This window comes from Rhodanobacter sp. FW106-PBR-R2A-2-24, assembly GCF_058789615.1.
The window spans coordinates 3376431-3397687 of the sequence record NZ_JBYTBV010000002.1 but is presented as its reverse complement, the minus strand read 5'-3'; the positions used below and the strand labels follow the sequence as shown (position 1 = coordinate 3397687).

The window sequence follows — 21257 nt, the reverse complement described above, 5'->3', positions numbered from 1 at the left end:
AAATGGCGGGTCGGGAAAGAAGCCGGGGGGCTCTGCTCGACCCACTCAACCGGGGAACCTATCAATGAACTGGAAAACCAGGATCGCTGGCGGCTTGCTGCTGGCTTGCTCAATTGTTTCTGTTTCGGCATTCGCCGGCAGCCTGCCCGACCACGAGGAGTTCGACGCCGCGCTGCAGGTGCCGTTCCGCAGCACCGGGATGCGTCCCGTGACGATGCACTTCTCCTATCCCGGCGCGGCGCCGGGAACCCAGGTGGCCTGGGAGATCGCCCTGCTCGGCCACAACGGCGGCGAGCTGCGTACATGGCAGGGACACAGCACGATCGGCAATGGCAGCACGCAAGCCCAGGTACGCTGGGACGGGCTGGATCGCCAGGGCCACGCCCTGCCCACCGGCTATGTGACGGTACGGCTGCGCGCCGTGGCGCTGGATAGCACCACGGTGGCGCGCATCGGCAGCGGCCTGCCCGGCCAGGCGTTGACGCTGGCGCAACAGCGGGCACCGGAGCTGATCGAGGAGCAACGCTACGATGTGATGGTGGGTGCCGTCGCCGCACCTGCCATGCCGCACTTCCAGGCCCTGCGCCGACACATCGGTGCCACCACCGCGTTGTCGCCGATGTCGGTGGCCACCACCGGCGGCCTGCCGTACACCATCTACCTCGGCAACCTGCACAGCCAGACCAACCACAGTGACGGTGGCGGCGTGCTCTCCAGTTGTGTCGGCGCGCAGAGCCCGCAGAGCGGCGCGTACGGCCCGTCGGATGCCTACCAGTACGCCATGAACGAAGGCCTGGACATCCTGATGACGTCCGAGCACAACCACATGTACGACGGCTCGACCGGCACCAACGCGTCGGCCAATCCCACCACCGCGCACAACCTGTACCAGTCGGGCCTGCAGGCGGCCAGCACGTTCAACGCCGCGCATGCGAATTTCCTGGCGATCTACGGCCTGGAATGGGGCGTCATCAGCAACGGCGGCCACCTCAACATCTTCAACACGCCCAGCTTGCTGGAGTGGGAACACAACAGCTCCAACCAGCTGATCGGCGACGTGTACACCGCCAAGAGCGACTACGGCTCCTTGTACACACTGATGAACACCAACGGCTGGGTGGGGCAGTTCAACCACCCCGCCAGCACTGGCCAGTTCAACATCGGCGGAACGGATCTCGCCTATACCGCCGACGGCGACGCCGTGATGGCGCTGGCCGAGGTGCTCAACAGCTCGGCGTTCTCCAGCAACTCCACCGAGACCGAGACCAGCCACACCAGCTACGAGGCGGCCTACAACATCCTGCTCGAGCGCGGCTACCACGTGGCCCCCAGCTCCGACCAGGACAACCACTGCGCCAACTGGGGCGCCAGCTACACCAACCGCACCGGTGTACTGATTCCCAACGGCACCGCGCTGAGCCTCAACGCCTTCCTCGATGCGGTGCGTGCGCGCCACGTGTTCGCCACCGAGGACAAGACCGGCCAGATCGTGCTGACGGCGAACGGCCACATCATGGGCGACCGCTTCAGCAACAGCGGCCCGCTGACGTTGACCGTCAACTACGCCAGCAGTGCCGGCCACACCGCGCAGCGCGTGCAGGTGTTTGAAGGCGTGCCGGGCAGCAACGGCACCATCGGCAATACGTCCAGCACGGCGACCACCACCATCACCCCGACCAATGGCGATCACTTCTACTACGCCAAGATCACCCAGGAAGACGGCAAGCAGCTGTGGTCGGCGCCGGTGTGGGTCACCCAGGGCGCGGGCGGCGGCGACACCACGCCGCCGACGGTGAGCGCATCCGAGAGCGGCAGCTCGGGCACCATCACCCTGTCGGCCAGCGCCACGGACAACGTGGGCGTGACCAAGGTGGCGTTCTACGTCGACAACGCGCTGGTGGCCACTGACACGGCCACGCCGTACCAGGCCACCGTCGATTCCACCACGCTGGCCAACGGCAGCCACAACCTGGTGGCGAAGGCCTATGACGCAGCCGGCAACGTGGGCACCAGCAGCACGGTGAGCTTCGGCGTATCCAACAGCACCGGCGGCGACACCACCCCGCCAACGGTGAACGCGTCCGAGAGCGGCAGCTCGGGCACCATCACCTTGTCGGCCAGCGCCACCGACAACGTGGGCGTGACCAAGGTGGAGTTCTACGTCGACAACGCGCTGGTGGCTACCGATACCGCCACGCCGTACCAGGCGGCGCTCGACTCCACCACGCTGGCCAATGGCAGCCACAGCCTGGTGGCGAAGGCCTACGACGCGGCTGGCAACGTGGGCGCCAGCAGCACAGTGGCCTTCTCGGTGTCCAACAGCACCGGCGGCACAGGCACGCAGCTGGTGCAGAACAGCAGCTTCGAGAACGGCACCACGCCGTGGGCGCAGTCCTCCGGCGTGATCGACAGCACTGCCAGCGAACCGGCCCATACCGGCAACTTCAAGGCCTGGCTGGATGGCTATGGCACCACGCACTCCGACTACGTGCGCCAGAGCATCACCATCCCGGCCACGGCCACCAAGGCCACGCTGGATTTCTTCATGCACATCGACACCGCCGAAACCTCGACCAGCACGGCCTACGACAAGCTCAGCGCGCAGGTGATCACCTCCGCCGGCAAGTACGTGACGCTGGCCACCTGGTCGAACCTCAACGCAGCCAACGGCTACGTCGAGCATGCCGTGGATCTGTCGCCCTACATCGGCCAGACCATCCAGATCAACTTCTACGGCGTGGAAGACAGCTCCAACCAGACCTCGTTCGTGATCGATGACGTCAACGTGATGGTGCAGTAAGCGGGAGGGCGGGAGTCCGGCGCCGGACTCCCGCCTTCTTCACCCAGGTCGCGCATGCATCGGCACAGCGGGGCAACGGCGAACGCACACGAAACCGTTCAGGCGTTGCCGCGCATCCGCATCGTCAGCCCCTGCAGGAAGTTGCGCAGCAGCGCATCGCCGCACAGCTTGAAATTCTTGTGGTCGCGCTGGCGGAACAGCGCGTTGAGTTCCAGCTTGGACACCGGGAAGCCGGCGCTTTCGAGGATCTGGTGCATGTCCACGTCCTTCAGCTCGAACGCCACCCGCAGTTTTTTCAGCACCACGTTGTTGGTGACATGCTTCTCCGGCGGGCGCGGCGGTTTGTTCCCGTCCTTGCCGCGACGATGGAACACCAGGCCGTCGAGGAACAGCGCCAGCACTTCGTTGCTGCAATCCGCGCAACCGGGCTCGGTCCTTCTTCAGGAATGCCTGCACGTCGCCCTGGCCGATCGGAGAGGCCGCATCCGCGAGGTGGATGATCTCCACCACCCTGCCGTCGCTGAGGCCGAGCATGTAGCGGATGGCGCGCAGTACGTCGTTGTTGATCATGCTATGGATTCGGTCTCTGCCGGGGGCGCCATGCTACCGCACGCCCCCTCGTGCCCGATGAAGCCGGTCGGCGCACCGCGCCTACCGATGCCCGGCGGTTTGCCTTAACCTCGCCACCCATGGATGCCGCGGCCGCCCCCGATACGATGCCGATGCCGGCCGGCGCGTGCGACCAGCTCGCCGCGGTCGAGACGCCGCATGCGCATCGCCACGACACGCCACGCCACTTCCCACAGGGCGAATCCGCTGACCGGATGCAGCCGCAACGGAAGCTGCCACCGAGGCTTCACTCGGAACGGCGCGAGCCATGAGCGAAGCGCTGTCGACGCTGACCCAACCCTGCCGCCACCAGGAAGAGATCAAGAAAAGCCGCTTCCTCGCGCTGGCCGCTCCGGTCGAGTCCTCCGCACAGGCGCTGGCCTTCCTGCGCGAGGTGAGCGACCCCACCGCCACCCACAACTGCTGGGCGTACCGCATCGGCCAGGACTACCGCTTCAACGACGACGGCGAACCCGGCGGCACCGCCGGCCGGCCGATCCTGCAGGCGATCGAGGGTCAGGGCATGGACCGCGTCGTGGTGCTGGTGACGCGCTGGTTCGGCGGCACCAAGCTCGGCGCCGGCGGGCTGGTCCGCGCCTACGGCGGCACCGCGGCGGAATGCCTGCGCCGCGCCGAGCGCGTGACTATCGTGGCGATGGCGCGGCTGGGCCTGCGCTGCGACTTCGCCGAGCTGTCGCTGTTCAAGGCACGGCTGAAGGACCTGCACGCCGTGATCGAGTCGGAACAGTTCGACGCCGATGGCGTCGCGCTGCAACTGCAGCTGCCGCTGGATCGCGTGGCCGCCGCGCAGGCGCGCGTGCGCGACCTCAGCCGTGGCCGCCACGAGGCGCGTCTGCTGGATTGAATCCGCGTTCGCCCGGCTGCCATCAAATCGCCCGAAGCCGGTCTCGGGCGAGACAGCTTCAATGCCCATACTCGCCGCTCATCGGGCAGGCGGCGGCATCGGGCATGGAGCCCGATGCGGAGCATGCCACCCGCAAGGGGATGCCATGCACCGCCTGCCCGGTCTCGACCTGCTGCGCGCCATCGCCATCGTGTGGGTGATGCTGTTCCACTCCTGGATGATCGGCGGCCTCGGCGCGCCATACCAGCCGATCGCCGACTATGGCTGGATGGGCGTGGACCTGTTCTTCGTGCTCAGCGGCTACCTGATCGGCTTCCAGCTGCTGGAACCACTGAGCCGCGGCGAACCGTTGCGCTTCGGTGCGTTCTACCTGCGCCGCGCGTTCCGCATCCTGCCCGCCTTCCTCGTGGTGCTGACGGTGTACGCGCTGTGTCCGTCGTGGCGCGAGGCACCCGGCATGCAACCCCTGTGGCAGTTCCTCACGTTCACGATGAACCTGCTGATCGACTACCGGCACAACCAGGCGTTCTCGCATGCGTGGTCACTGTGCGTGGAGGAGCATTTCTACCTGCTGTTTCCGCTGCTGGCGTGGTGGCTGGCGCGACGTCCATCGTGGCGGCGCAGCGTGGGCGTCGGCCTCGCCGTGGTCGCGGCAGGCATGCTGTTGCGCGCGCAGGCTTCGCTGCGCGGCCTGGATTACCTCGAAAACATCTACTACCCCACCTGGACGCGACTGGACGGCCTGCTCGCCGGCGTGGCGCTGGCGGCGATCCAGGCCTGGCGCAAGGACTGGTGGGCGGCACTGCAGGCACGCGCCGGTACGCTCGCCTGGCTCGGGCTGCTGGTGACCGGCGCCGTCATCGTGCTGTTCCGCCATCGCTTCACGCTGACGGCGAGCGTGTTCGGCTACCCGCTGCTCGCGCTGGGCCTGGCCTTGCTGGTCGCTGCCGCGACAAGCCAGCGAGGCTGGCTTGGCCGCTGGCGCGTGCCGGGTGTCGGCTGGATCGCCGCGATTTCGTACAGCCTCTACCTCAGCCACAAGCTGGTCTTCCACGCGGTCGCCACCGCGTTGGCCACGCGACCACAGCTCCACGGCTGGGCCGCCTTCGCCGCGTACGCGGCGGCGGCCCTCGCCGCTGGCGCCCTGCTCCACTACGCCGTGGAGCGGCCGTTCCTGCGCCTGCGCACGCGCCTCGGGAAAACTCGCAATCGAGCCACCGCGGTGGAAGCCGCGCCCGCCTGAGCGGCGCCACTGCGGCGCGCGATTGAATCGCCTGCGGCGGCCCCCATGTGTTTCGGGATTCCGCCGCGGCGAGCGCCATGAGCACACCCCAGACACCCGATGCCCGATCGCCACGCCGCATCGGCGCACTACGCGAACTGTGGCCGTTCCTGAAACCGCATCGCGCGCTGGCGATCGGCTGGCTGTCCTTCCTCGCCCTGTCTTCCGGCGCTTCGCTGGTGCTGCCACTGGCGTTCCGCCACATCATCGACCAGGGCTTCGGCCACTCCAGCAATACCGCGATCAACCAGACCTTCACCGCCCTGTTCGGCGTGGCGCTGGTGCTGGCCTTCGCCACCGCCGCCCGCTATTTCTGCATCACCCTGCTCGGCGAGCGCGCGCTGGCCTCGCTGCGGCAGACGCTGTATGCGCACGTGATCCGGCTCGACGTGGGCTTCTTCGAGAAGAGCCGCGTGGGTGAGCTGCTGTCGCGCCTCAGCGCCGACACCGAGGTGGTGCAGGCGCTGATCGGCTCGGGCGTGTCGGTGGCGCTGCGCAGCGCGGTGATGCTGGTCGGCGCGGCGGTGGCGATGGTGTGGACCGCGCCGTCGCTGGCCGGGCTGACCGCGCTGGTGATCCCGGCGGTGATGCTGCCGATCCTGGTGTTCGGCCGGCGCGTGCAGAAGCTGTCGCGGGCCAGCCAGGACCGCCTTGCCGACGCCGCCGCGATCGCCAACGAGACGCTCAACGCCTCCACTGCGGTGAAGGCGTACGCGCGCGAGCACATCGAGAGCACCCGCTACGGCGGTGCGATCACCCGCGCGCTGGCCACCGCGCGCCGACGCATCGGCATGCGCGCATTGCTGACCCTGGCGGTGATCGTGCTGGTGTTTGGCGCGATCACCCTGGTGCTGTGGGCCGGCGCGCGCCAGGTGCTGGCCGGCACGCTGGGCGCCGGCGTGCTGGGCCAGTTCGTGCTGTACGCGGTGTTCGCCGCCGGTTCGGTGGCGGGCCTGTCCGAGGTGTGGGGCGACGTGCTGCGCGCGGCCGGCGCGATGGAGCGCATCGGCGAACTGCTGGGCGAGCGCGCCGACATTGTCGACCCGCCGCAGCCACAGGCGCTGCCGCAACCGATGCGCGGCGAGCTGCGCTTCGACGGTGTGACCTTCCACTACCCCACCCGCCCCGACGCGCCGGCGCTGCACGACTTCACCCTCACCGTGCGGCCCGGCGAGACGGTGGCGCTGGTCGGCCCCTCCGGCGCCGGCAAGAGCACCGTGTTCGCGCTGTTGCTGCGCTTCTACGATCCGCAGGCCGGCCATATCGCCCTCGACGGCGTCGACCTGCGCGCGGCCGCGATGGATGACCTGCGCGGGCGCATCGCGCTGGTGCCGCAGGAAACCGTGATCTTCGCCGGCAGCGCGGCGGACAACATCCGCTTCGGCCGCCAGGACGCCGGCGACGACGAGGTGCGCGAGGCCGCCCGCGCCGCCGAGGCGCACGAGTTCATCAGCGCGCTGGATGGCGGCTACAACGCCGAACTGGGCGAGCGCGGCGTGCGCCTGTCCGGCGGCCAGCGCCAGCGCATCGCGATCGCCCGCGCGATCCTGCGCGACGCGCCGCTGCTGCTATTGGACGAAGCCACCTCGGCGCTGGACGCGCAGTCCGAGGCCGCGATCCAGCAGGCGCTGGCACGACTGGAACAGGGCCGCACCACGCTGGTGATCGCCCACCGCCTCGCCACCGTGCAGCGCGCCGACCGCATCGTGGTAATGGACGGCGGCCGCATCGTGGCGCAGGGCACGCACGAGAGTCTGCTGGCCGAGGGCGGACTGTACGCGGAGCTGGCAAGGCTGCAGTTCGTGGCGTAGCGACCGCCGACGCGACCGACGCGCGCCCAGTCCGCCATGGCCGGGCCTCGGGTTTGAAACACTCACCAACGCTCAGGGTTTGCCCGCCGCATCCACCGCCTGCTTGATCGCACTGACGAAGGCGCGGCGCCCTTGCACCAGCTCCTTCGACGTCGCCGCCGGCCATGAGGCCACTTGCGCGATCACCAACTGGCGCGCGGGGTCGACGTACACCATCTGCCCGAAGATGCCGATGGCGGCGTAGCTGCCGTCGGTGTCCGTCCACCAGAGATAGCCGTAGCCGCGCGGCGGCGCGTTGGCAGCGGCGTGTTCGTGGGTGGCGCCGGCCAGCCACGCCTCGGCGATCACCGGCCTGCCGCCGAGGCGGCCGCCACCCAGCATGAACTGGCCGAAGCGCGCGTAGTCGGCCAGCGTGGCGGAGAGGCCGCTGCCGCCGGTGTCGCTGCCGTCGCATTCGTCCTTGATCCAGTAGGCATCGCTGGCCATGCCATACGGCTTCCAGATCGTCCGCGACAGGTAGGCGGCCAGCGACTGATGCGTGGCCCGCTGCACCAGGATGCCCAGGAGATCGATCTCGGCAGTGTTGTAGTTCCAGTGGGTACCGGCCGGCCACTGCCGCGGCAGATTCTTGAGATACGTGAGCACGTGCGCCTCGCCGCGCTGGCACTGGCCCAGGTACATGCGCGCCACGTCGGATCCGGCATCGTCGTAATCCTCGTTCCAGCGCACGCCCGAGGTCATCGTCAGCAGCTCCTTCACCGTGACGTCGGCATACGCGCTGCCGCGCAGCTCGGGGATGTAGCGCACGAGCCGGTCGTCCATGCCATGGATGTCGCCGCGCGCCAGCGCCACGCCCAGCAGCACCGAGGTCACCGACTTGGCCACCGAGAACGACGTCCAGCGCGCATCCGGCTTGAAGCCAAGCGCGTACCGTTCGGCTACCACGCGACCGGCGCGCACCACCATCACCCCGGCCACGTGGTTCTTTGCCATGTAGCCGGCCAGCCAGGCCCCGCCATCGCGCCCACCGATGGCGAGCGGCGCGCCCACCGGCAGCGCGCGCACCGGATCGCCATGCGCGGCCAGGTCGCTGGGAAAGTGCAGGTACATGCGCCGGAACTGCGCATCGCGCTCGGCCTGCGGCCAGAACAGCACGCCCTCGCGCTGCGCGCCGATGCTGGGTTTGCCCGCATCGGCGGCCAGCACCGGCCAGGCCACGCCAAGGCACAAGCCCAAGCCGATCCAGATCCGCAAGACGACGGTAGACATGCGTAACGGCCCATGCGGACGAAAAAGGCATTTTACCCCGCGCCGCCGGCGTGGCCGGCACTTGCGTCACCGCCTGGCCGGCGTAAGATAGTAAATACTTACTATCTTTAGGCATTCCCATGCGCGACCCTGCCCGCCACCTGCCAGCCGACGAACGCCGCAACGTCACGGTGGAAACCGTGGTCGCGCTGGCCGCCGAACAGAACCCCAGCGACATCACCACCGCCGCCATCGCCCAGCGCATGGGCGTGACCCAGGGCGCGCTGTTCCGCCACTTTCCGAGCAAGGACGCAATCCTCGAAGCCACCCTGGGCTGGGTGGCCGACCGGCTCCTGGCACGCATGGAACGCGCCGCCAAGGGCAAGCCCGACCCGCTGGCCGCGCTGGAGGCGATGTTCGTGGCGCACACCGGCTTTGTCAGCGACCACCCCGGCGTACCACGGATGATCCTGGGCGAGCTGCAGCGCCCGGGCGACACCCTGCCCAAGCAGATGGTGCAAGGCCTGATCCTGCGCTATGGCCAACTGGTGCGCCGGCAGCTCGCCGCCGGCAAGGCACAAGGCATGTTGCCGGATGAACTGGACGAAAGTGCCGCCGCCAGCCTGTTCATCGGCAGCGTGCAGGGGCTGGTGCTGCAATCGCTGATGACCGGCAAGGTGGCCGGCATCCGTCGTGCCGCGCCGGGCGTGTTCGCCATCTACCGTCGCGGCATCACGGGGGCGCCATGAAACGACCCACTCTCCCGCGTCGCGCATGGGCGCCGCTGGGCGCCGCCGGCGTGCTGCTCGCGCTGTTCGCCTGGGTCGCCGTGCGCACGGGCCCGCTGGCGCCCGTGCCGGTGACCATTGCCACCGTTACCACGCAAAGCATCCAGCCGACGTTGTACGGACTGGGCACGGTCGCCGCACGCTACAGCTACCGCATCGGCCCCACCGCACCAGGCCGCCTGTTGCAGCTGGACGTGCACGTTGGCGACCGCGTCGCGGCCGGCCAGGTGCTGGGCGCGATGGACCCGGTGGACTTGCAGGCGCGCACCCGTGCGCAACAGGCCGCGCTGGACAGCGCCACGGCCGAGCTGCGCCGGGCCCAGGCCAATCAAGCGCTGGCGAGAAGCCAGGCCGCGCGCTACCAGAAGCTGCTCGACGTGCATGTGGTCAGTGCGGAACTGGCGCAGACCAAGCACACCGACCTGGCGCTGGCCGAGGCGGCGCTGCTTGCCGCGCATGGTGGCGTGGCGCACGCACGCGCCGAACTCGACGCCCTGCATGCGCAGCGCGACCAACTGCAGCTGCGCGCTCCCGTCGACGGTCTGGTCACCGTCCGCGACGCCGACCCCGGCACCACGCTGGTCGCCGGCCAACGCGCGCTGGAACTGATCGACCCCCACAGCCTGTGGATTGATGCCCGCTTCGACCAGAGCAGCGCCGCCGGCCTTGCCGCCGGCCTGCCGGTGCGCATCACGCTGCGTTCGCGCCCCGGGCAGACCTTGCCCGGCCACGTGCTGCGGGTGGAGCCGCAAGCCGATGCTGTCACCGAGGAGCTGCGCGCACGCATCGTGTTCGACGCCCCGCCCTCGCCGCTGCCGCCGCTGGGCGAACTGGCCGAAGCCAGCGTGCAACTGCCGCCACTGACCGCCGCACCGACCATTCCAGACGCCGCGCTGCGCGAGGTGCATGGCCAGCACGGCGTATGGACGCTCAGCCACGGCGAGCTCGCCTTCGTGCCGGTGGTGGCCGGTCGCGGCGATCTGGATGGCCGGGTGCAAATCCTGCGCGGTCTTGCCGCCGGCCAGCACATCGTGGTGTACAGCGCCGCGCCGCTGGGCAGGCACCGTCGCGTACGCGTCCAGCCTGAACTCACGCAGGCCGCGCCATGATCAGCCTGGCCGGACGCGACATCCTGCATGTGTGGGGCAAATTTGTCTTCACCGGCATCGGGCTGGGCCTGTTGATCGGCGTGACCCTGACCATGGCCGGCGTGTATCGCGGCATGGTGGCCGATGGCGAGGCGCTGATCGCCAACAGCGGCGCCGACCTGTGGGTGGTGCAGCGCGACACGCTCGGACCGTATGCCGAACCCTCCAGCGTGCCGGATGAGCTTTGGCGCAGCGTGCGCACGGTGCCCGGCGTGGCGGCCGCCGCCAACGTCACCTACCAGACCATGCAGGTGCGCGGCGAGCGTCACGAGGTGCGCGCGATGGTGGTGGGCGTAGCGGCCGGCGACCCCGGCACGCCGGGTTGGCCGCCCTACCTGGTGGCGGGCCGGCAGATCACCCGTGGCCATTACGAAGCCGTGGCCGACGCGGCCAGCGGCTTTCGTCTGGGCGATGCGCTCACCCTGCGCCGCAACCGCTACAGCGTGGTCGGGCTCACCCACCGCGCGGTGTCGTCCAACGGCGACCCGATGATCTTCGTGCCGCTGAAGGACGCGCAGCAAGTGCAGTTCCTCAAGGACAACGATGCCATCGGGCGCGACCGCCGCCGCAGCGCCGCGAACCCGGCGTTCGACCAGCCCGGCCAGCCCGGCCTGCTGGCGGCGGTGGACGCCATGCAGACCAGCAGCCACACCGTCAACGCGGTATTGGTGCGGGTGCAATCGGGTGTCGATCCCGGCCGGGTGGCGACCACCATCAGCCGCTGGCAGCGCTACACCGTGTACGACCGCGCGCAGATGCAGGCCATCCTGGTCGGCAAGCTGATCCGCACCTCGGCGCAGCAGATCGGCCTGTTCCTGGTCATCCTGGCCGTGGTCAGCGCCGCCATCGTCGCCTTCATCATCTACACCCTGACCATGGACAAGATCCGCGAAATCGCCGTGCTCAAGCTGATCGGCGCACGCAACGCGACCATCGCCGGCATGATCCTCCAGCAGGCGCTGGCGCTGGGCGTGATCGGTTTCATGGTGGGCCGGGTCAGCGCCAGCTTCGCCGCCCCGCATTTCCCCAAGTACGTGTTGTTGCTGCCCGGCGACGCGCTGCTTGGCTTCGCCGCCGTGCTGGCGATCTGCCTGCTGGCCAGCGTGGTCGCCATCCGCCTGGCGCTCAAGGTCGATCCGGCCGTGGCCATTGGAGGCTGACATGTCGACGCAAGGCATCCGCATCGAGGGCCTCGCCAAGCGTTATGGCGAAGGCAGCAACGCCGTGCACGCCTTGCGCGGCGTGACGATGCACGTGGAGCCGGGCGAGGTGGTGGGCCTGATCGGCCCCTCCGGCTCGGGCAAGAGCACCCTGCTGAAATGCCTGGGCGCGGTGACCGACCCCAGCGCCGGGCGCATGCAACTGGGCGGGCAGACGATCTACGACGACGGCTGGCAAGTGCGCGACCTGCGCGCTTTGCGCCGGGATCGCATCGGCTTCGTGTTCCAGGCGCCCAACCTGATTCCCTTCCTCGACGTGGTCGACAACGTGGCGCTGCTGCCGATGCTGGCCGGCGTGCCCAACGCCGAGGCGCGCGAGCGCGCCCGCGAACTGCTCGCCGCACTGGACGTGGCGCACCGCGCCGACGCCATGCCCGCGCAGCTTTCCGGCGGCGAACAGCAGCGTGTAGCCATCGCGCGCGGACTGGTCAACCACCCGCCGGTGATCCTGGCCGACGAGCCCACCGCCCCGCTAGATTCGCAGCGCGCCATGGCGGTGGTGCGCATCCTCAACGCCATGGCGCAGCGCTACGCCACCGCCGTGATCGTGGTCACCCACGACGAGAAGATCATCCCCACCTTCAAGCGCCTCTACCGCATCCGCGACGGCGTCACCCACGAGGAGGCGGGCGAAGGGCGCGTGCCGCAGTGAGCGCGCGCCGCGCCGCCGAAGTTACAGTTCCACGCAATCAAACCGCCGATCCGCCGCCACGTCCTGCTCGTAGTCCACATCGCTGCGGTCGAAGCCGAACAGTTTGAGGAACTCGTGCTTGTAGCCGGCGTAGTCGGTGATCTGCTTGAGCGTTTCGGTGGTGACGGTGGGCCACAGCGCCTTGCAGGCGTCCTGCACGTCCTCGCGCAGTTCCCAGTCGTCCAGTCGCACACGGCCCTCGGCATCCAGCGGCGCGGCGGCGCCGTCGGCGCGGTAGAAGCGGTCGTGGAACAGGCGGTTGGCCTGCTCGATGCAGCCTTCGTGGATGCCTTTCTCCTTCATGATCTTGAAGGCGATGGAAACGTAGAGCGGGATCACCGGGATCGCGGCGCTGGCCTGGGTGACCACGGACTTCATCACGCCGACGCGGGCGTCGAGGCCGGCATGGCGCGCGCGCAGCGCCTTGGCGGTGTTGTCGAGGTGCTGCTTGGCCTGGCCCAGGGTGCCGTGCCAGTACATCGGCCAGGTGATCTCGGTGCCGATGTAGCTGTAGGCGACGGTCTTGGCGTCCTTCGCCAGCACGCCGGCGGCAGCCAGCGCGTCGATCCACAGCGCCCAGTCCTCGCCGCCCATCACGGTGACGGTGTCCTGCACTTCCTGCGCGGTGGCTGGCTCCACGCTGGCCTGGATCACCACGTCCTTGTTGGTGTCGACGGAACTCGCGGTGAAGGTGTCGCCAATGGTCTTCAGCGCCGAGCGCACCAGTTCGCCCGAACCCGGCAGCTTGCGTACCGGCGAGGCCAGCGAGTAGACGACGAGGTCGATCGGGCCGCCCATTTCGGCCTTGATGAGCTCGATGGCGCGGGCGCGGGTTTCGTCGGCGAAAGCGTCGCCGTTGATGGATTTGGCGTACAGGCCTTCGGCCTTGGCGAACTGGTCGAAAGCGGCGGCGTTGTACCAACCGGCGGTGCCGGGTTTGTCCTCGCTACTGGGTTTTTCGAAGAACACGCCCAGCGTCGCCGCGCCATAGCCAAAGGCGGCGGTGATGCGCGAGGCCAGGCCGTAGCCGGTGGAGGCGCCGATCACCAGCACGCGCTGCGGGCCTTTGCCGTCATCGTGGATGGCCGCCTTGGTGGTGGCGATCTGCTCGGCCACGTTGCGCTCGCAACCGATCGGGTGGGCCGTGACACAGATGAAGCCGCGCACTTTGGGTTTGATGATCACGTTGGAGCGCTCCGCGAAGGGTGGGCAAAGCGCCATCTTAACCAAGCCGGCGCCCCATGCGCTCCAGTAGGGCATGCATGACTGCGCTCAGCCCGGCTCATCCAGGGCAAAGCCGCAGCCGTTGGCCAACGCCATGAAACCGGGGAAGGAAGTGGCGACGTGGCCGCAATCGCGGATGAGTACGGGCGCCGCGGCCACCAGGCCCGCCACCGCGAAACTCATCGCGATGCGGTGATCCATGTGGGTGTCGATGCTGCCACCGCCCAGGCGACCGCCATGGATGCTCGCGCCGTCGGGGGTTTCATCCACCGTGACGCCCAGGCTGCGCAGGCCGGCGGCCATGCTGGCGAGGCGGTCGGACTCCTTCACCCGCAGCTCGGCGGCGCCGCGCACCACGGTGCGGCCTGCGGCCACCGCGGCAGCGACGAACAGCACTGGAAATTCGTCGATCATGTCCGGCACCAAGGCCTCAGGCAGTTCGACGCCGTGCAGCGGCGCGTGGCGCACCACGAGGTCGCCCACCGGCTCGCCGCCACTGGTCTTCGTGTTTTCGATGCGGATGTCCGCGCCCATCAGGCGCAGGGCCTCCAGCAGGCCGGTGCGGCGCGGGTTGAGGCCCACCGCCGGCAAGCGCAACGCGGAACCCGGCACGATGCTCGCGGCGACGAGGAAGAACGCAGCGGAGGAAAAATCCGCCGGCACTTCGACGTCGGTGGCGCGCAGCGCGTGGCCACCGCTGAGCTTCGCCCAGCCCGGCTCGAATGCGACCGGCCAGCCGAACGCGGCCAGCATGCGCTCGGTGTAGTCGCGCGTGGGATGCGGCTCGATGACTTCGGTTTCGCCTTGCGCATACAGGCCCGCCAGCAGCAATGCGGACTTCACCTGCGCGCTGGCCACCGGCAGCTCGTAGCGGATACCGCGCAGCGGCTGCCCGCCACGCACGACGAGCGGCGGCAGGCCATCGTGCGCATCGATGCGCGCGCCCATCGCGGCCAGCGGCGCGGTGACGCGGCGCATCGGCCGCCTGGAAAGCGAGGCATCGCCGACCAGGGTGCTGTCGAAGGCCTGCCCGGCCAAGAGGCCCGCCAGCAGGCGCATGCCGGTGCCGGCATTGCCGCAATCCAGCGGTTCGGCGCTGACGCGCAGGCCATGCAGGCCCACACCGTGCACCACGCGCTCGCCCTCGGCGGGCGTGTCGATACGCACGCCGAGCTGCTGCAGCACGGCGGCGGTGGCGCGGGTGTCCTCGCCTTCGAGAAAACCATGGATGCGCGAGCGGCCCTCGGCCAACGCGCCGAACAGCAGCGCACGGTGCGAGACGGACTTGTCGCCAGGCACGCGCAGCTCGCCGCGCAAGGGGCCGGCAGCGCGGCTGCGCCAATCCGCCACGCCGCTCACGGCAAGGCCACCGGATAGGCGCCAAGCACGCGCAGCTGCGCCACCGAGGACTCGATTTCCTTCACCGCGGCTTGCAGGGCGCCGTCGTTGATATGGCCGGAGACATCGATGAAAAAAGCGTACTGCCACTTGCCGGTGTGCGCCGGGCGCGACTCGATGCGGTTCATGCTCACGCCATGGCGCGCGAACGGACTCAGCACGTCGTACAAGGCGCCAGGCTTGTCGTTGACGGTGATGAGCAGCGAGGTGCGGTCGTTGCCCGAAGGCGGGAACAGCTTGCGACCGATCACCAGAAAACGCGTGGTGTTGTCGGCGCGATCCTCGATGCCCACGGCCACGGCTTTCAGTCGGTACACCTTGCCGGCCGACTCGCCGGCGATGGCCGCCACGGCGTCATCATGGCTGGCGATGCGCGCGGCCTCGGCGTTGCTGGCCACCGCGAAGCACTCGACGTCCGGCAGATTGATGCGCAGCCAGGTCTTGCACTGCTGCAGCGACTGCGCATGCGCATAGACCCGACGCACGTCTTCCAGCTTGCCGGCGCGCGAATGCAGGCACTGGTGCACGCGCAGCTCCACCTCGCCGCAGATGGTGGCATCGGCGGTGAGGAACATGTCCAGCGTCATCTGGATCATGCCCTGCCCGGAGTTTTCCACCGGCACCACGCCGAAATCGGCGTGGCCGGCGGCGACTTCCTGGAACACCTCCTCGATGCTGCCCAGCGGCAGGCCGTAGGCGGCATGGCCGAAATGCTTGCGCACGGCCTGCTCGCTGAAGGTGCCCTCGGGGCCGAGGTAACCGATCTTCAGCGGGTCTTCCTGCGCCAGGCAGGAGGACATGATCTCGCGGAACAGCCGCACCATTTCCGTGTCGGTGAGCGGCCCCTGGTTGCGGTCCACCACCATGCGCAGCACATGCGCCTCGCGCTCGGGTCGGTAGTAGTCGATGGCGGACAGGCCCTCGCCCTTCACCTTCGCCACCTCGCGCGCCCAGTTGGCGCGCTCGGAGATCAGCTCCTGGATCTGCCGGTCGATGCTGTCGATGCGCTCGCGCACGTCGTCCAGGGAAGTCTTGCTTTCGGTCATGGCGGATGTCTAAACGGATGGAAGGCCAAATGTCACGACAGCATGATGCCCGAAACGCCTAACCGTGTCGCGCCTGGAAGTCGTGCATGAAGGCCACCAGTGCCTCCACCGCCGCCAGCGGCACCGCGTTGTAGAGCGAGGCGCGCATGCCGCCCAGTGCCTTGTGCCCCTTGAGCGCGACGAGGCCGGCGGTCTCGGACTCGGCGAGGAATGCCGGCTCGAGCGCCGCATCGTGCAGCACGAAGGTCACGTTCATGCGCGAGCGCGCGGCCGGCTCCACCAGGTTGCGGTAATAGCCGCCGGAGCCGTCGATGGCGGCATACAGGCAGTCGGCCTTGGCACGATTGCGCTCGGCCATCGCGGCCAGGCCGCCCTGTGCCTTGAGCCACTCGAAGGTGAGCCCGGCCAGGTACCAGCCCCAGGTGTTGGGGGTGTTGAGCATGGAATTGGCGGCAGCGTGGTCGGCGTAGCGGAAGATCTTCGCCATCGGCCGTGTGGCGCGCGCCAGGAGATCGCGGCGCACGATCATCAGCACCAGGCCGGAGGGACCGATGTTCTTCTGCGCGCCGGCGTAGATCAGGCCGAAGCGGCGCACATCGATGGGCGCGGAGAGGATGTCCGAGGACATGTCGGCCACCAGCGGCACCGTACCCACCTCGGGCACCACGTGGTGCTGCACGCCGTGGATGGTTTCGTTGGGTGTGTAGTGCACGTAGGCGGCGCGCGGGTCGAGCCGCCACTGCGCGCGTGGCGGCAACTGGCGGTACTCGCTGGCCTTGCTGTCGGCGGCCACGTTGACCTTGACGTAGGGCGCGGCCTCGCTGGCCGCCTTGGCACCCCAGTGGCCGTTGACGATGTAGTCGGCGCCCTCGCCTTCGCCCGCCAGGTTCAGCGGGATCTGCGCGAAATGCTGGGTGGCACCGCCCTGCAGGAACAGCACGGCGTAATCATCGGGAATGCCAACCAGGGCACGCAGCTCGGCCTCGACCCGCGCCGCCATCGCGATGAAGCGCTTGCCGCGATGCGACTGCTCCATCACCGACATGCCGCTGCCGTCCCAGTCCAGCAGCTCGCGCTGCGCGCGTTCGAGCACCTCGCGCGGCAGCGCCGCCGGACCCGCACTGAAATTCCACACCTGGCTCACCGGACGACCCCTTGCTGGTTGCGATCCACGGCATTATGCCGCGTCGCAGCATGACGTCGTCAATGGCATGCGCCCGTGTCCGGCCAATCGTCCGCTCTTACCACTACGGAGCCCGCAACCCCTTCAGAACCGCAACCACAAGGCCAACGCAATGGCCAGGGCCAGTGCGGCGGCGGTAAGCATCAACCACCACACCTCGCCACGCACGCCGGTGGCGGACGCCGGCGCGATCGGCGCCGTGGCAGCCGCGGGCTCGGGCTCCGCCTGCATGCCTGGCGCATCGAGCACCCACCGATGCGGCCCCAGGCTGAGCTGGTCGCCCGGCTGCAGCGGCGCACACTGCACCGGCACGCCATTCACCCGCAAGGGGCAACTCGGGGAGGCCGCCACGGTGCCCAGCATCAACCGGCCTTGCTGCCAATCCACGCGGAATCCGGCATGCTCACCGCGCGGCAACTCCAGCGCATGGCGGCCATGCGGGCCCAACTCCAGACCCGCCGCAATCGGCAGCACCCGGCCCGACAGGTTGCCAGCCACCGCACGCAGCGCCGCCGTGCGACCGGCCGCGGCGGGCGATGCCGGCAGTACGCGCTGTTCGGGCGAGGCATCCTCGCGCAGCAGCATGCGGCAATCGCCCACGCCGAGCGTGTCGCCCGGGCGCAGCAAGGCACGTTCACGCACGGGGCGCGCGTTGACGTAGACGCGGGCAGCCGCCGGCAGCACGTGCAGCACCCAGCCGCGGCGATCCATCTCGATGCGCAAGTGGCTGGGCGCCGCCTGGGCGCTTGCCAGCACCAGGTCGTTGTCCGCCGCGCTACCGATCCGCAATTGCGCCTTCGTCCACTGGAAATCGTCGCGGGCGGAATGGGAAAACTCGATGCGCATGGCATTACCCGTCCATTGACCGGCAAACTCTAGCATGTCGCCACCCTGCCTTATGATGCCCGTCCATCCACGGAGCCGCCCATGTCCACCATCGACATCAACCACCCCCATCACCTGCCGCTGGTCGAGGCCCGTGCCAAGGTTGACCAGGTGGCCGCGCGCCTGCGCGAGAAGTTCGACCTGACGAACCAGTGGCAGGGCGACACGCTGCACTTCACCCGCGCCGGTGTGAAGGGGCTGATCGCCGTGGACGAGACCGCCGTCCGCGTGCGCGCCGAACTGGGCCTGTTGCTGGCGCCGCTCAAGGGCGTGGTCGAAGACGAGATCCGCCGCAAGCTGGGCGAGCACTTCGCCTGACGCCCACCGGATCGTCCTTTGCCCGACGGTTCGAACGTGCCATAATGGCAAGCTTACGCGACCACGACGGCCGCGCGCGATCCGGACCACATGGCCAAAGACGACGTCATCGAAATGGAAGGCACGGTCACCGAGACCCTGCCCAACACCATGTTCCGCGTGCAGCTGGAAAACGGGCACGTGGTGATTGCCCACATCTCCGGGCGCATGCGCAAGCATTACATCCGCATCCTCACGGGCGACAAGGTCAAGATCGAGATGACCCCGTACGACCTGAGCAAGGGCCGGATCACCTACCGCATGAAGTAGGCAAGACCCGGGCACCGCTGCGTTGCGCAGCCCTTCGGTTTCGACTCGAAGGGCGCGTGTCCAGGGCAAACCAAAAGCAAAGGCCGCGCATTGCGCGGCCTTTGTGTTGTCTGCAGCCCAACTACTCCACCACGGCAGGCAGTTGCTCGATCGCCTCGGTGCGCACGGTGAGTTCGCCGTCCTGGACGCCCAGCAGCACCTTGCCGCCGTCCATCAGCTTGCCGAACAAAAGCTCGTCGGCCAGCGCGCGTTTCACCTTCTCCTGGATCACCCGCGCCATCGGACGGGCGCCCATCTGCGGATCGAAACCGTGTTCGGCCAGCCAATGGCGGGCGGCGGCGTCCACATCCAGGCTCACGCGCTTGTCGGCGAGCTGGGCTTCCAGTTCGATCAGGAACTTGTCCACCACGCGCAGGATGTGCTCGAAGTCCAGCGCATTGAACTGGATGATCGCGTCCAACCGGTTGCGGAACTCGGGCGAGAAAGCACGGCGGATGACTTCCATCGCGTCGGTCTGGTGGCTCTGCTCGACGAAGCCGATGCTGCGCCGCGCCGCCTGCGCCGCGCCGGCATTGGTGGTCATCACCACGATCACGTTCTTGAAGTTGGCCTCACGCCCATTCGTATCCGTGAGCACGCCGCGATCCATCACCTGCAGCAGGATGTTGTAGACGTCGGGGTGCGCCTTCTCGATCTCGTCGAGCAGCAGCACCGCGTGCGGGTGCTTGGTCACCGCCTCGGTGAGCAGGCCGCCCTGGTCGAAGCCGACGTAGCCCGGGGGCGCGCCGACCAGGCGCGACACCGAATGCGCCTCCATGTATTCGGACATGTCGAAACGGATCATCTCGATGCCCAGCTGCAGCGCGAGCTGGCGGGTGACCTCGGTCTTGCCCACGCCGGTGGGGCCGGCGAGCAGGAAGCTGCCAATCGGCTTGGCCGGATCGGCCAGGCCCGAGCGCGCCATCTTGATCGAGGCGGCCAGCGCCTCGATGGCGCTGTCCTGGCCGAACACCACCATCTTGAGGTTGCGCTCCAGGTTTTTCAGCACGTCGCGGTCGGAGACGGATACCTGCTTGGGCGGGATGCGCGCCATCTTGGCCACGATGTACTCCACCTCGGCAACATCCACCCGACCGCTGCGCTGATCCTCGGGCAGCAGGCGCTGGCGGGCACCGGCCTCGTCGATCACGTCGATAGCCTTGTCGGGCAGCAGCCGATCCGGGATGTGCTTGACCGACAGATCCACCGCCGCCTTCAGCGCCTCGTTGGTGTAGATGACGTTGTGGTGCTCCTCGAAACGCGAGCGCAGGCCCTTGAGGATCTCGAGGCTCTCGGCCACCGAGGGCTCGACCACGTCGATCTTCTGGAAGCGCCGCGCCAGCGCGCGATCCTTCTCGAATACACCGCGGTATTCCTGGAAGGTGGTGGAGCCGATGCAGCGCAGCTCGCCCGAAGCCAGCATCGGCTTGATGAGGTTCGAGGCATCCATGGTGCCACCCGAGGCGGAACCGGCGCCGATGATGGTGTGGATCTCGTCGATGAAAAGAACGGCTCCCGGCTGCTTCTTCAGCATGCCGATCACGCTTTTCAGGCGCTTCTCGAAGTCGCCGCGGTACTTGGTGCCGGCCACCAGCGCGCCCAGATCCAGCGCCCAGATCGTGGCGTTCTCCAGCACGGCGGGTACGTCGCCGTCGACGATGCGCTTGGCCAGGCCTTCGGCCAACGCGGTCTTGCCGACACCGGCATCGCCCACGTAGAGCGGATTGTTCTTGCGCCGCCGGCACAGCACCTGGATGGTGCGCTCGATCTCGTCGGCACGACCGATCAGCGGGTCGATCTTGCCCTCCAGCGCACGCTCGTTGAGGTTGGTGGCGAATTCGGAGAGGTTGCCGGCCTTGCTCTCGCCGCCTTCCTCGCCCTCGCGCTCCACGCCGGCGGCCGGGCCGCTGGGCGACTCGTCACCCACCTTGGCGATGCCGTGCGAAATGTAGTTGACCACGTCCAGCCGGGTGATTTCCTGCTGGTGCAGGAAATACACGGCATGGGAATCCTTTTCGCCGTAGATCGCCACCAGCACGTTGGCACCGGTGACTTCCTTCCGCCCGGAGGACTGCACGTGGTACACCGCACGCTGCAGCACGCGCTGGAAACCCAGCGTGGGCTGGGTATCGCGCTCGTCGCCGTGCGGCAACACCGGCACCGTCTCGGTGATGATTTTTTCCAGCTCGCGCACAAGCCGGGGCAAGTCGACCCCACAGGCGCGCAGGGCGCCCAGCGCGGACTGGTTGCTGGTAAGCGCCAGGAGCAGGTGCTCCACAGTCATGAACTCGTGGCGCTGCTCGCGGGCCTGCTTGTAGCACTGGCCGATAGTGACTTCGAGATCCTTGCTGAACATCCGGATCGTCTCCGTGGCGATGGCGTGGGCGGCGGTG

General features: G+C 68.5%; 17 protein-coding genes and 1 pseudogene. 10 read left to right on the top strand and 8 right to left on the bottom strand.

Translation table 11 applies throughout. The features are described from left to right. The first annotated feature begins 64 nt into the window (after positions 1–64). On the top strand, positions 65–2800 hold the full coding sequence (locus AC3WQA_RS16535; protein WP_492676123.1) for an Ig-like domain-containing protein: 2736 nt from the start codon (positions 65–67) through the stop codon (positions 2798–2800). A gap of 98 nt (positions 2801–2898) precedes the next feature. Here AC3WQA_RS16535 and AC3WQA_RS16530 read toward each other — a convergent pair. Continuing rightward, positions 2899–3370 (bottom strand): annotated as a pseudogene (locus AC3WQA_RS16530) (YehS family protein). A gap of 307 nt (positions 3371–3677) precedes the next feature. Between AC3WQA_RS16530 and AC3WQA_RS16525 the strand changes: the two are divergent. The 3 genes from AC3WQA_RS16525 (at position 3678) to AC3WQA_RS16515 (ending at position 7367) form a co-directional block, all read left to right on the top strand. Beyond that, positions 3678–4274: an IMPACT family protein gene (locus tag AC3WQA_RS16525; protein ID WP_492676122.1), complete on the top strand. Its 597-nt coding sequence runs from the start codon at positions 3678–3680 to the stop codon at positions 4272–4274. Positions 4275–4419: 145 nt separating this feature from the next. After that, the gene (locus AC3WQA_RS16520; RefSeq protein ID WP_492676121.1) at positions 4420–5517 is read left to right on the top strand and encodes an acyltransferase family protein; all 1098 of its coding nucleotides are present in this window, start codon (positions 4420–4422) and stop codon (positions 5515–5517) included. A gap of 77 nt (positions 5518–5594) precedes the next feature. Continuing rightward, positions 5595–7367 carry an ABC transporter transmembrane domain-containing protein gene (locus tag AC3WQA_RS16515; RefSeq protein ID WP_492676120.1) on the top strand — a complete coding sequence of 591 codons (1773 nt, stop codon included), beginning with the start codon at positions 5595–5597 and terminating at the stop codon, positions 7365–7367. A 72-nt stretch (positions 7368–7439) separates the two neighbouring features. Here AC3WQA_RS16515 and AC3WQA_RS16510 read toward each other — a convergent pair whose 3' ends face one another. Beyond that, positions 7440–8636 carry a serine hydrolase domain-containing protein gene (locus AC3WQA_RS16510; protein ID WP_492676119.1) on the bottom strand — a complete coding sequence of 399 codons (1197 nt, stop codon included), beginning with the start codon at positions 8634–8636 and terminating at the stop codon, positions 7440–7442. A gap of 119 nt (positions 8637–8755) precedes the next feature. Between AC3WQA_RS16510 and AC3WQA_RS16505 the strand changes: the two genes are divergently transcribed. The 4 genes from AC3WQA_RS16505 to AC3WQA_RS16490 are packed head-to-tail and all read left to right on the top strand — an operon-like array spanning position 8756 to position 12423. Further along, positions 8756–9364, top strand: a complete 609-nt coding sequence (locus tag AC3WQA_RS16505) for a TetR/AcrR family transcriptional regulator (protein ID WP_492676118.1) — start codon at positions 8756–8758, stop codon at positions 9362–9364. Beyond that, the gene (locus AC3WQA_RS16500; protein WP_492676117.1) at positions 9361–10512 is read left to right on the top strand and encodes an efflux RND transporter periplasmic adaptor subunit; all 1152 of its coding nucleotides are present in this window, start codon (positions 9361–9363) and stop codon (positions 10510–10512) included. The genes AC3WQA_RS16505 and AC3WQA_RS16500 overlap by 4 nt, the downstream gene beginning before the upstream one ends. After that, positions 10509–11711: an ABC transporter permease gene (locus AC3WQA_RS16495; RefSeq protein ID WP_492676116.1), complete on the top strand. Its 1203-nt coding sequence runs from the start codon at positions 10509–10511 to the stop codon at positions 11709–11711. Before AC3WQA_RS16500 ends, AC3WQA_RS16495 begins: the two co-directional genes overlap by 4 nt. A 1-nt stretch (position 11712) precedes the next feature. After that, positions 11713–12423, top strand: coding sequence for an ABC transporter ATP-binding protein (locus tag AC3WQA_RS16490; RefSeq protein ID WP_492676115.1), 711 nt, complete (start codon positions 11713–11715; stop codon positions 12421–12423). Positions 12424–12444: 21 nt separating this feature from the next. Here AC3WQA_RS16490 and fabV read toward each other — a convergent pair whose 3' ends face one another. From fabV to AC3WQA_RS16465, 5 genes are all read right to left on the bottom strand, one after another. Beyond that, on the bottom strand, positions 12445–13647 hold the full coding sequence (gene fabV, locus AC3WQA_RS16485; RefSeq protein WP_492676114.1) for an enoyl-ACP reductase FabV: 1203 nt from the start codon (positions 13645–13647) through the stop codon (positions 12445–12447). Positions 13648–13734: 87 nt separating this feature from the next. Continuing rightward, the gene (gene aroA, locus AC3WQA_RS16480; RefSeq protein WP_492676113.1) at positions 13735–15045 is read right to left on the bottom strand and encodes a 3-phosphoshikimate 1-carboxyvinyltransferase; all 1311 of its coding nucleotides are present in this window, start codon (positions 15043–15045) and stop codon (positions 13735–13737) included. Further along, complete coding sequence (pheA, locus tag AC3WQA_RS16475) at positions 15042–16130, bottom strand: prephenate dehydratase (protein ID WP_492676112.1); 1089 nt, start codon at positions 16128–16130, stop codon at positions 15042–15044. The genes aroA and pheA overlap by 4 nt, the downstream gene beginning before the upstream one ends. A 58-nt stretch (positions 16131–16188) precedes the next feature. Beyond that, positions 16189–17274: a 3-phosphoserine/phosphohydroxythreonine transaminase gene (gene serC / locus AC3WQA_RS16470; protein ID WP_492676111.1), complete on the bottom strand. Its 1086-nt coding sequence runs from the start codon at positions 17272–17274 to the stop codon at positions 16189–16191. A gap of 123 nt (positions 17275–17397) precedes the next feature. Further along, a complete protein-coding gene (locus AC3WQA_RS16465; protein ID WP_492676110.1) occupies positions 17398–18195 on the bottom strand; it encodes an FHA domain-containing protein in 798 nt (265 codons plus the stop codon). A gap of 45 nt (positions 18196–18240) precedes the next feature. Between AC3WQA_RS16465 and AC3WQA_RS16460 the strand changes: the two genes are divergently transcribed. Both AC3WQA_RS16460 and infA read left to right on the top strand, forming a co-directional pair. After that, positions 18241–18516: a polyhydroxyalkanoic acid system family protein gene (locus AC3WQA_RS16460; protein ID WP_492676109.1), complete on the top strand. Its 276-nt coding sequence runs from the start codon at positions 18241–18243 to the stop codon at positions 18514–18516. Positions 18517–18606: 90 nt separating this feature from the next. Continuing rightward, positions 18607–18825, top strand: a complete 219-nt coding sequence (infA, locus tag AC3WQA_RS16455; RefSeq protein WP_492676108.1) for a translation initiation factor IF-1 — start codon at positions 18607–18609, stop codon at positions 18823–18825. Positions 18826–18946: 121 nt separating this feature from the next. Here the strand turns inward: infA and clpA are convergent, their stop codons facing one another. Next, entirely contained in the window at positions 18947–21220 is a 2274-nt protein-coding gene (gene clpA, locus AC3WQA_RS16450; protein ID WP_492676107.1) for an ATP-dependent Clp protease ATP-binding subunit ClpA, read from the bottom strand. Positions 21221–21257: the final 37 nt, after the last annotated feature.

Coding starts and splice junctions, on each gene's coding strand:
- AC3WQA_RS16535 (WP_492676123.1), top strand. CDS start 65: ATGAACTGGAAAACCAGGATCGCTGGCGGCTTGCTGCTGGCTTGCTCA.
- AC3WQA_RS16525 (WP_492676122.1), top strand. CDS start 3,678: ATGAGCGAAGCGCTGTCGACGCTGACCCAACCCTGCCGCCACCAGGAA.
- AC3WQA_RS16520 (WP_492676121.1), top strand. CDS start 4,420: ATGCACCGCCTGCCCGGTCTCGACCTGCTGCGCGCCATCGCCATCGTG.
- AC3WQA_RS16515 (WP_492676120.1), top strand. CDS start 5,595: ATGAGCACACCCCAGACACCCGATGCCCGATCGCCACGCCGCATCGGC.
- AC3WQA_RS16510 (WP_492676119.1), bottom strand. CDS start 8,636: ATGTCTACCGTCGTCTTGCGGATCTGGATCGGCTTGGGCTTGTGCCTT.
- AC3WQA_RS16505 (WP_492676118.1), top strand. CDS start 8,756: ATGCGCGACCCTGCCCGCCACCTGCCAGCCGACGAACGCCGCAACGTC.
- AC3WQA_RS16500 (WP_492676117.1), top strand. CDS start 9,361: ATGAAACGACCCACTCTCCCGCGTCGCGCATGGGCGCCGCTGGGCGCC.
- AC3WQA_RS16495 (WP_492676116.1), top strand. CDS start 10,509: ATGATCAGCCTGGCCGGACGCGACATCCTGCATGTGTGGGGCAAATTT.
- AC3WQA_RS16490 (WP_492676115.1), top strand. CDS start 11,713: ATGTCGACGCAAGGCATCCGCATCGAGGGCCTCGCCAAGCGTTATGGC.
- pheA (WP_492676112.1), bottom strand. CDS start 16,130: ATGACCGAAAGCAAGACTTCCCTGGACGACGTGCGCGAGCGCATCGAC.
- AC3WQA_RS16465 (WP_492676110.1), bottom strand. CDS start 18,195: ATGCTAGAGTTTGCCGGTCAATGGACGGGTAATGCCATGCGCATCGAG.
- AC3WQA_RS16460 (WP_492676109.1), top strand. CDS start 18,241: ATGTCCACCATCGACATCAACCACCCCCATCACCTGCCGCTGGTCGAG.
- infA (WP_492676108.1), top strand. CDS start 18,607: ATGGCCAAAGACGACGTCATCGAAATGGAAGGCACGGTCACCGAGACC.
- clpA (WP_492676107.1), bottom strand. CDS start 21,220: ATGTTCAGCAAGGATCTCGAAGTCACTATCGGCCAGTGCTACAAGCAG.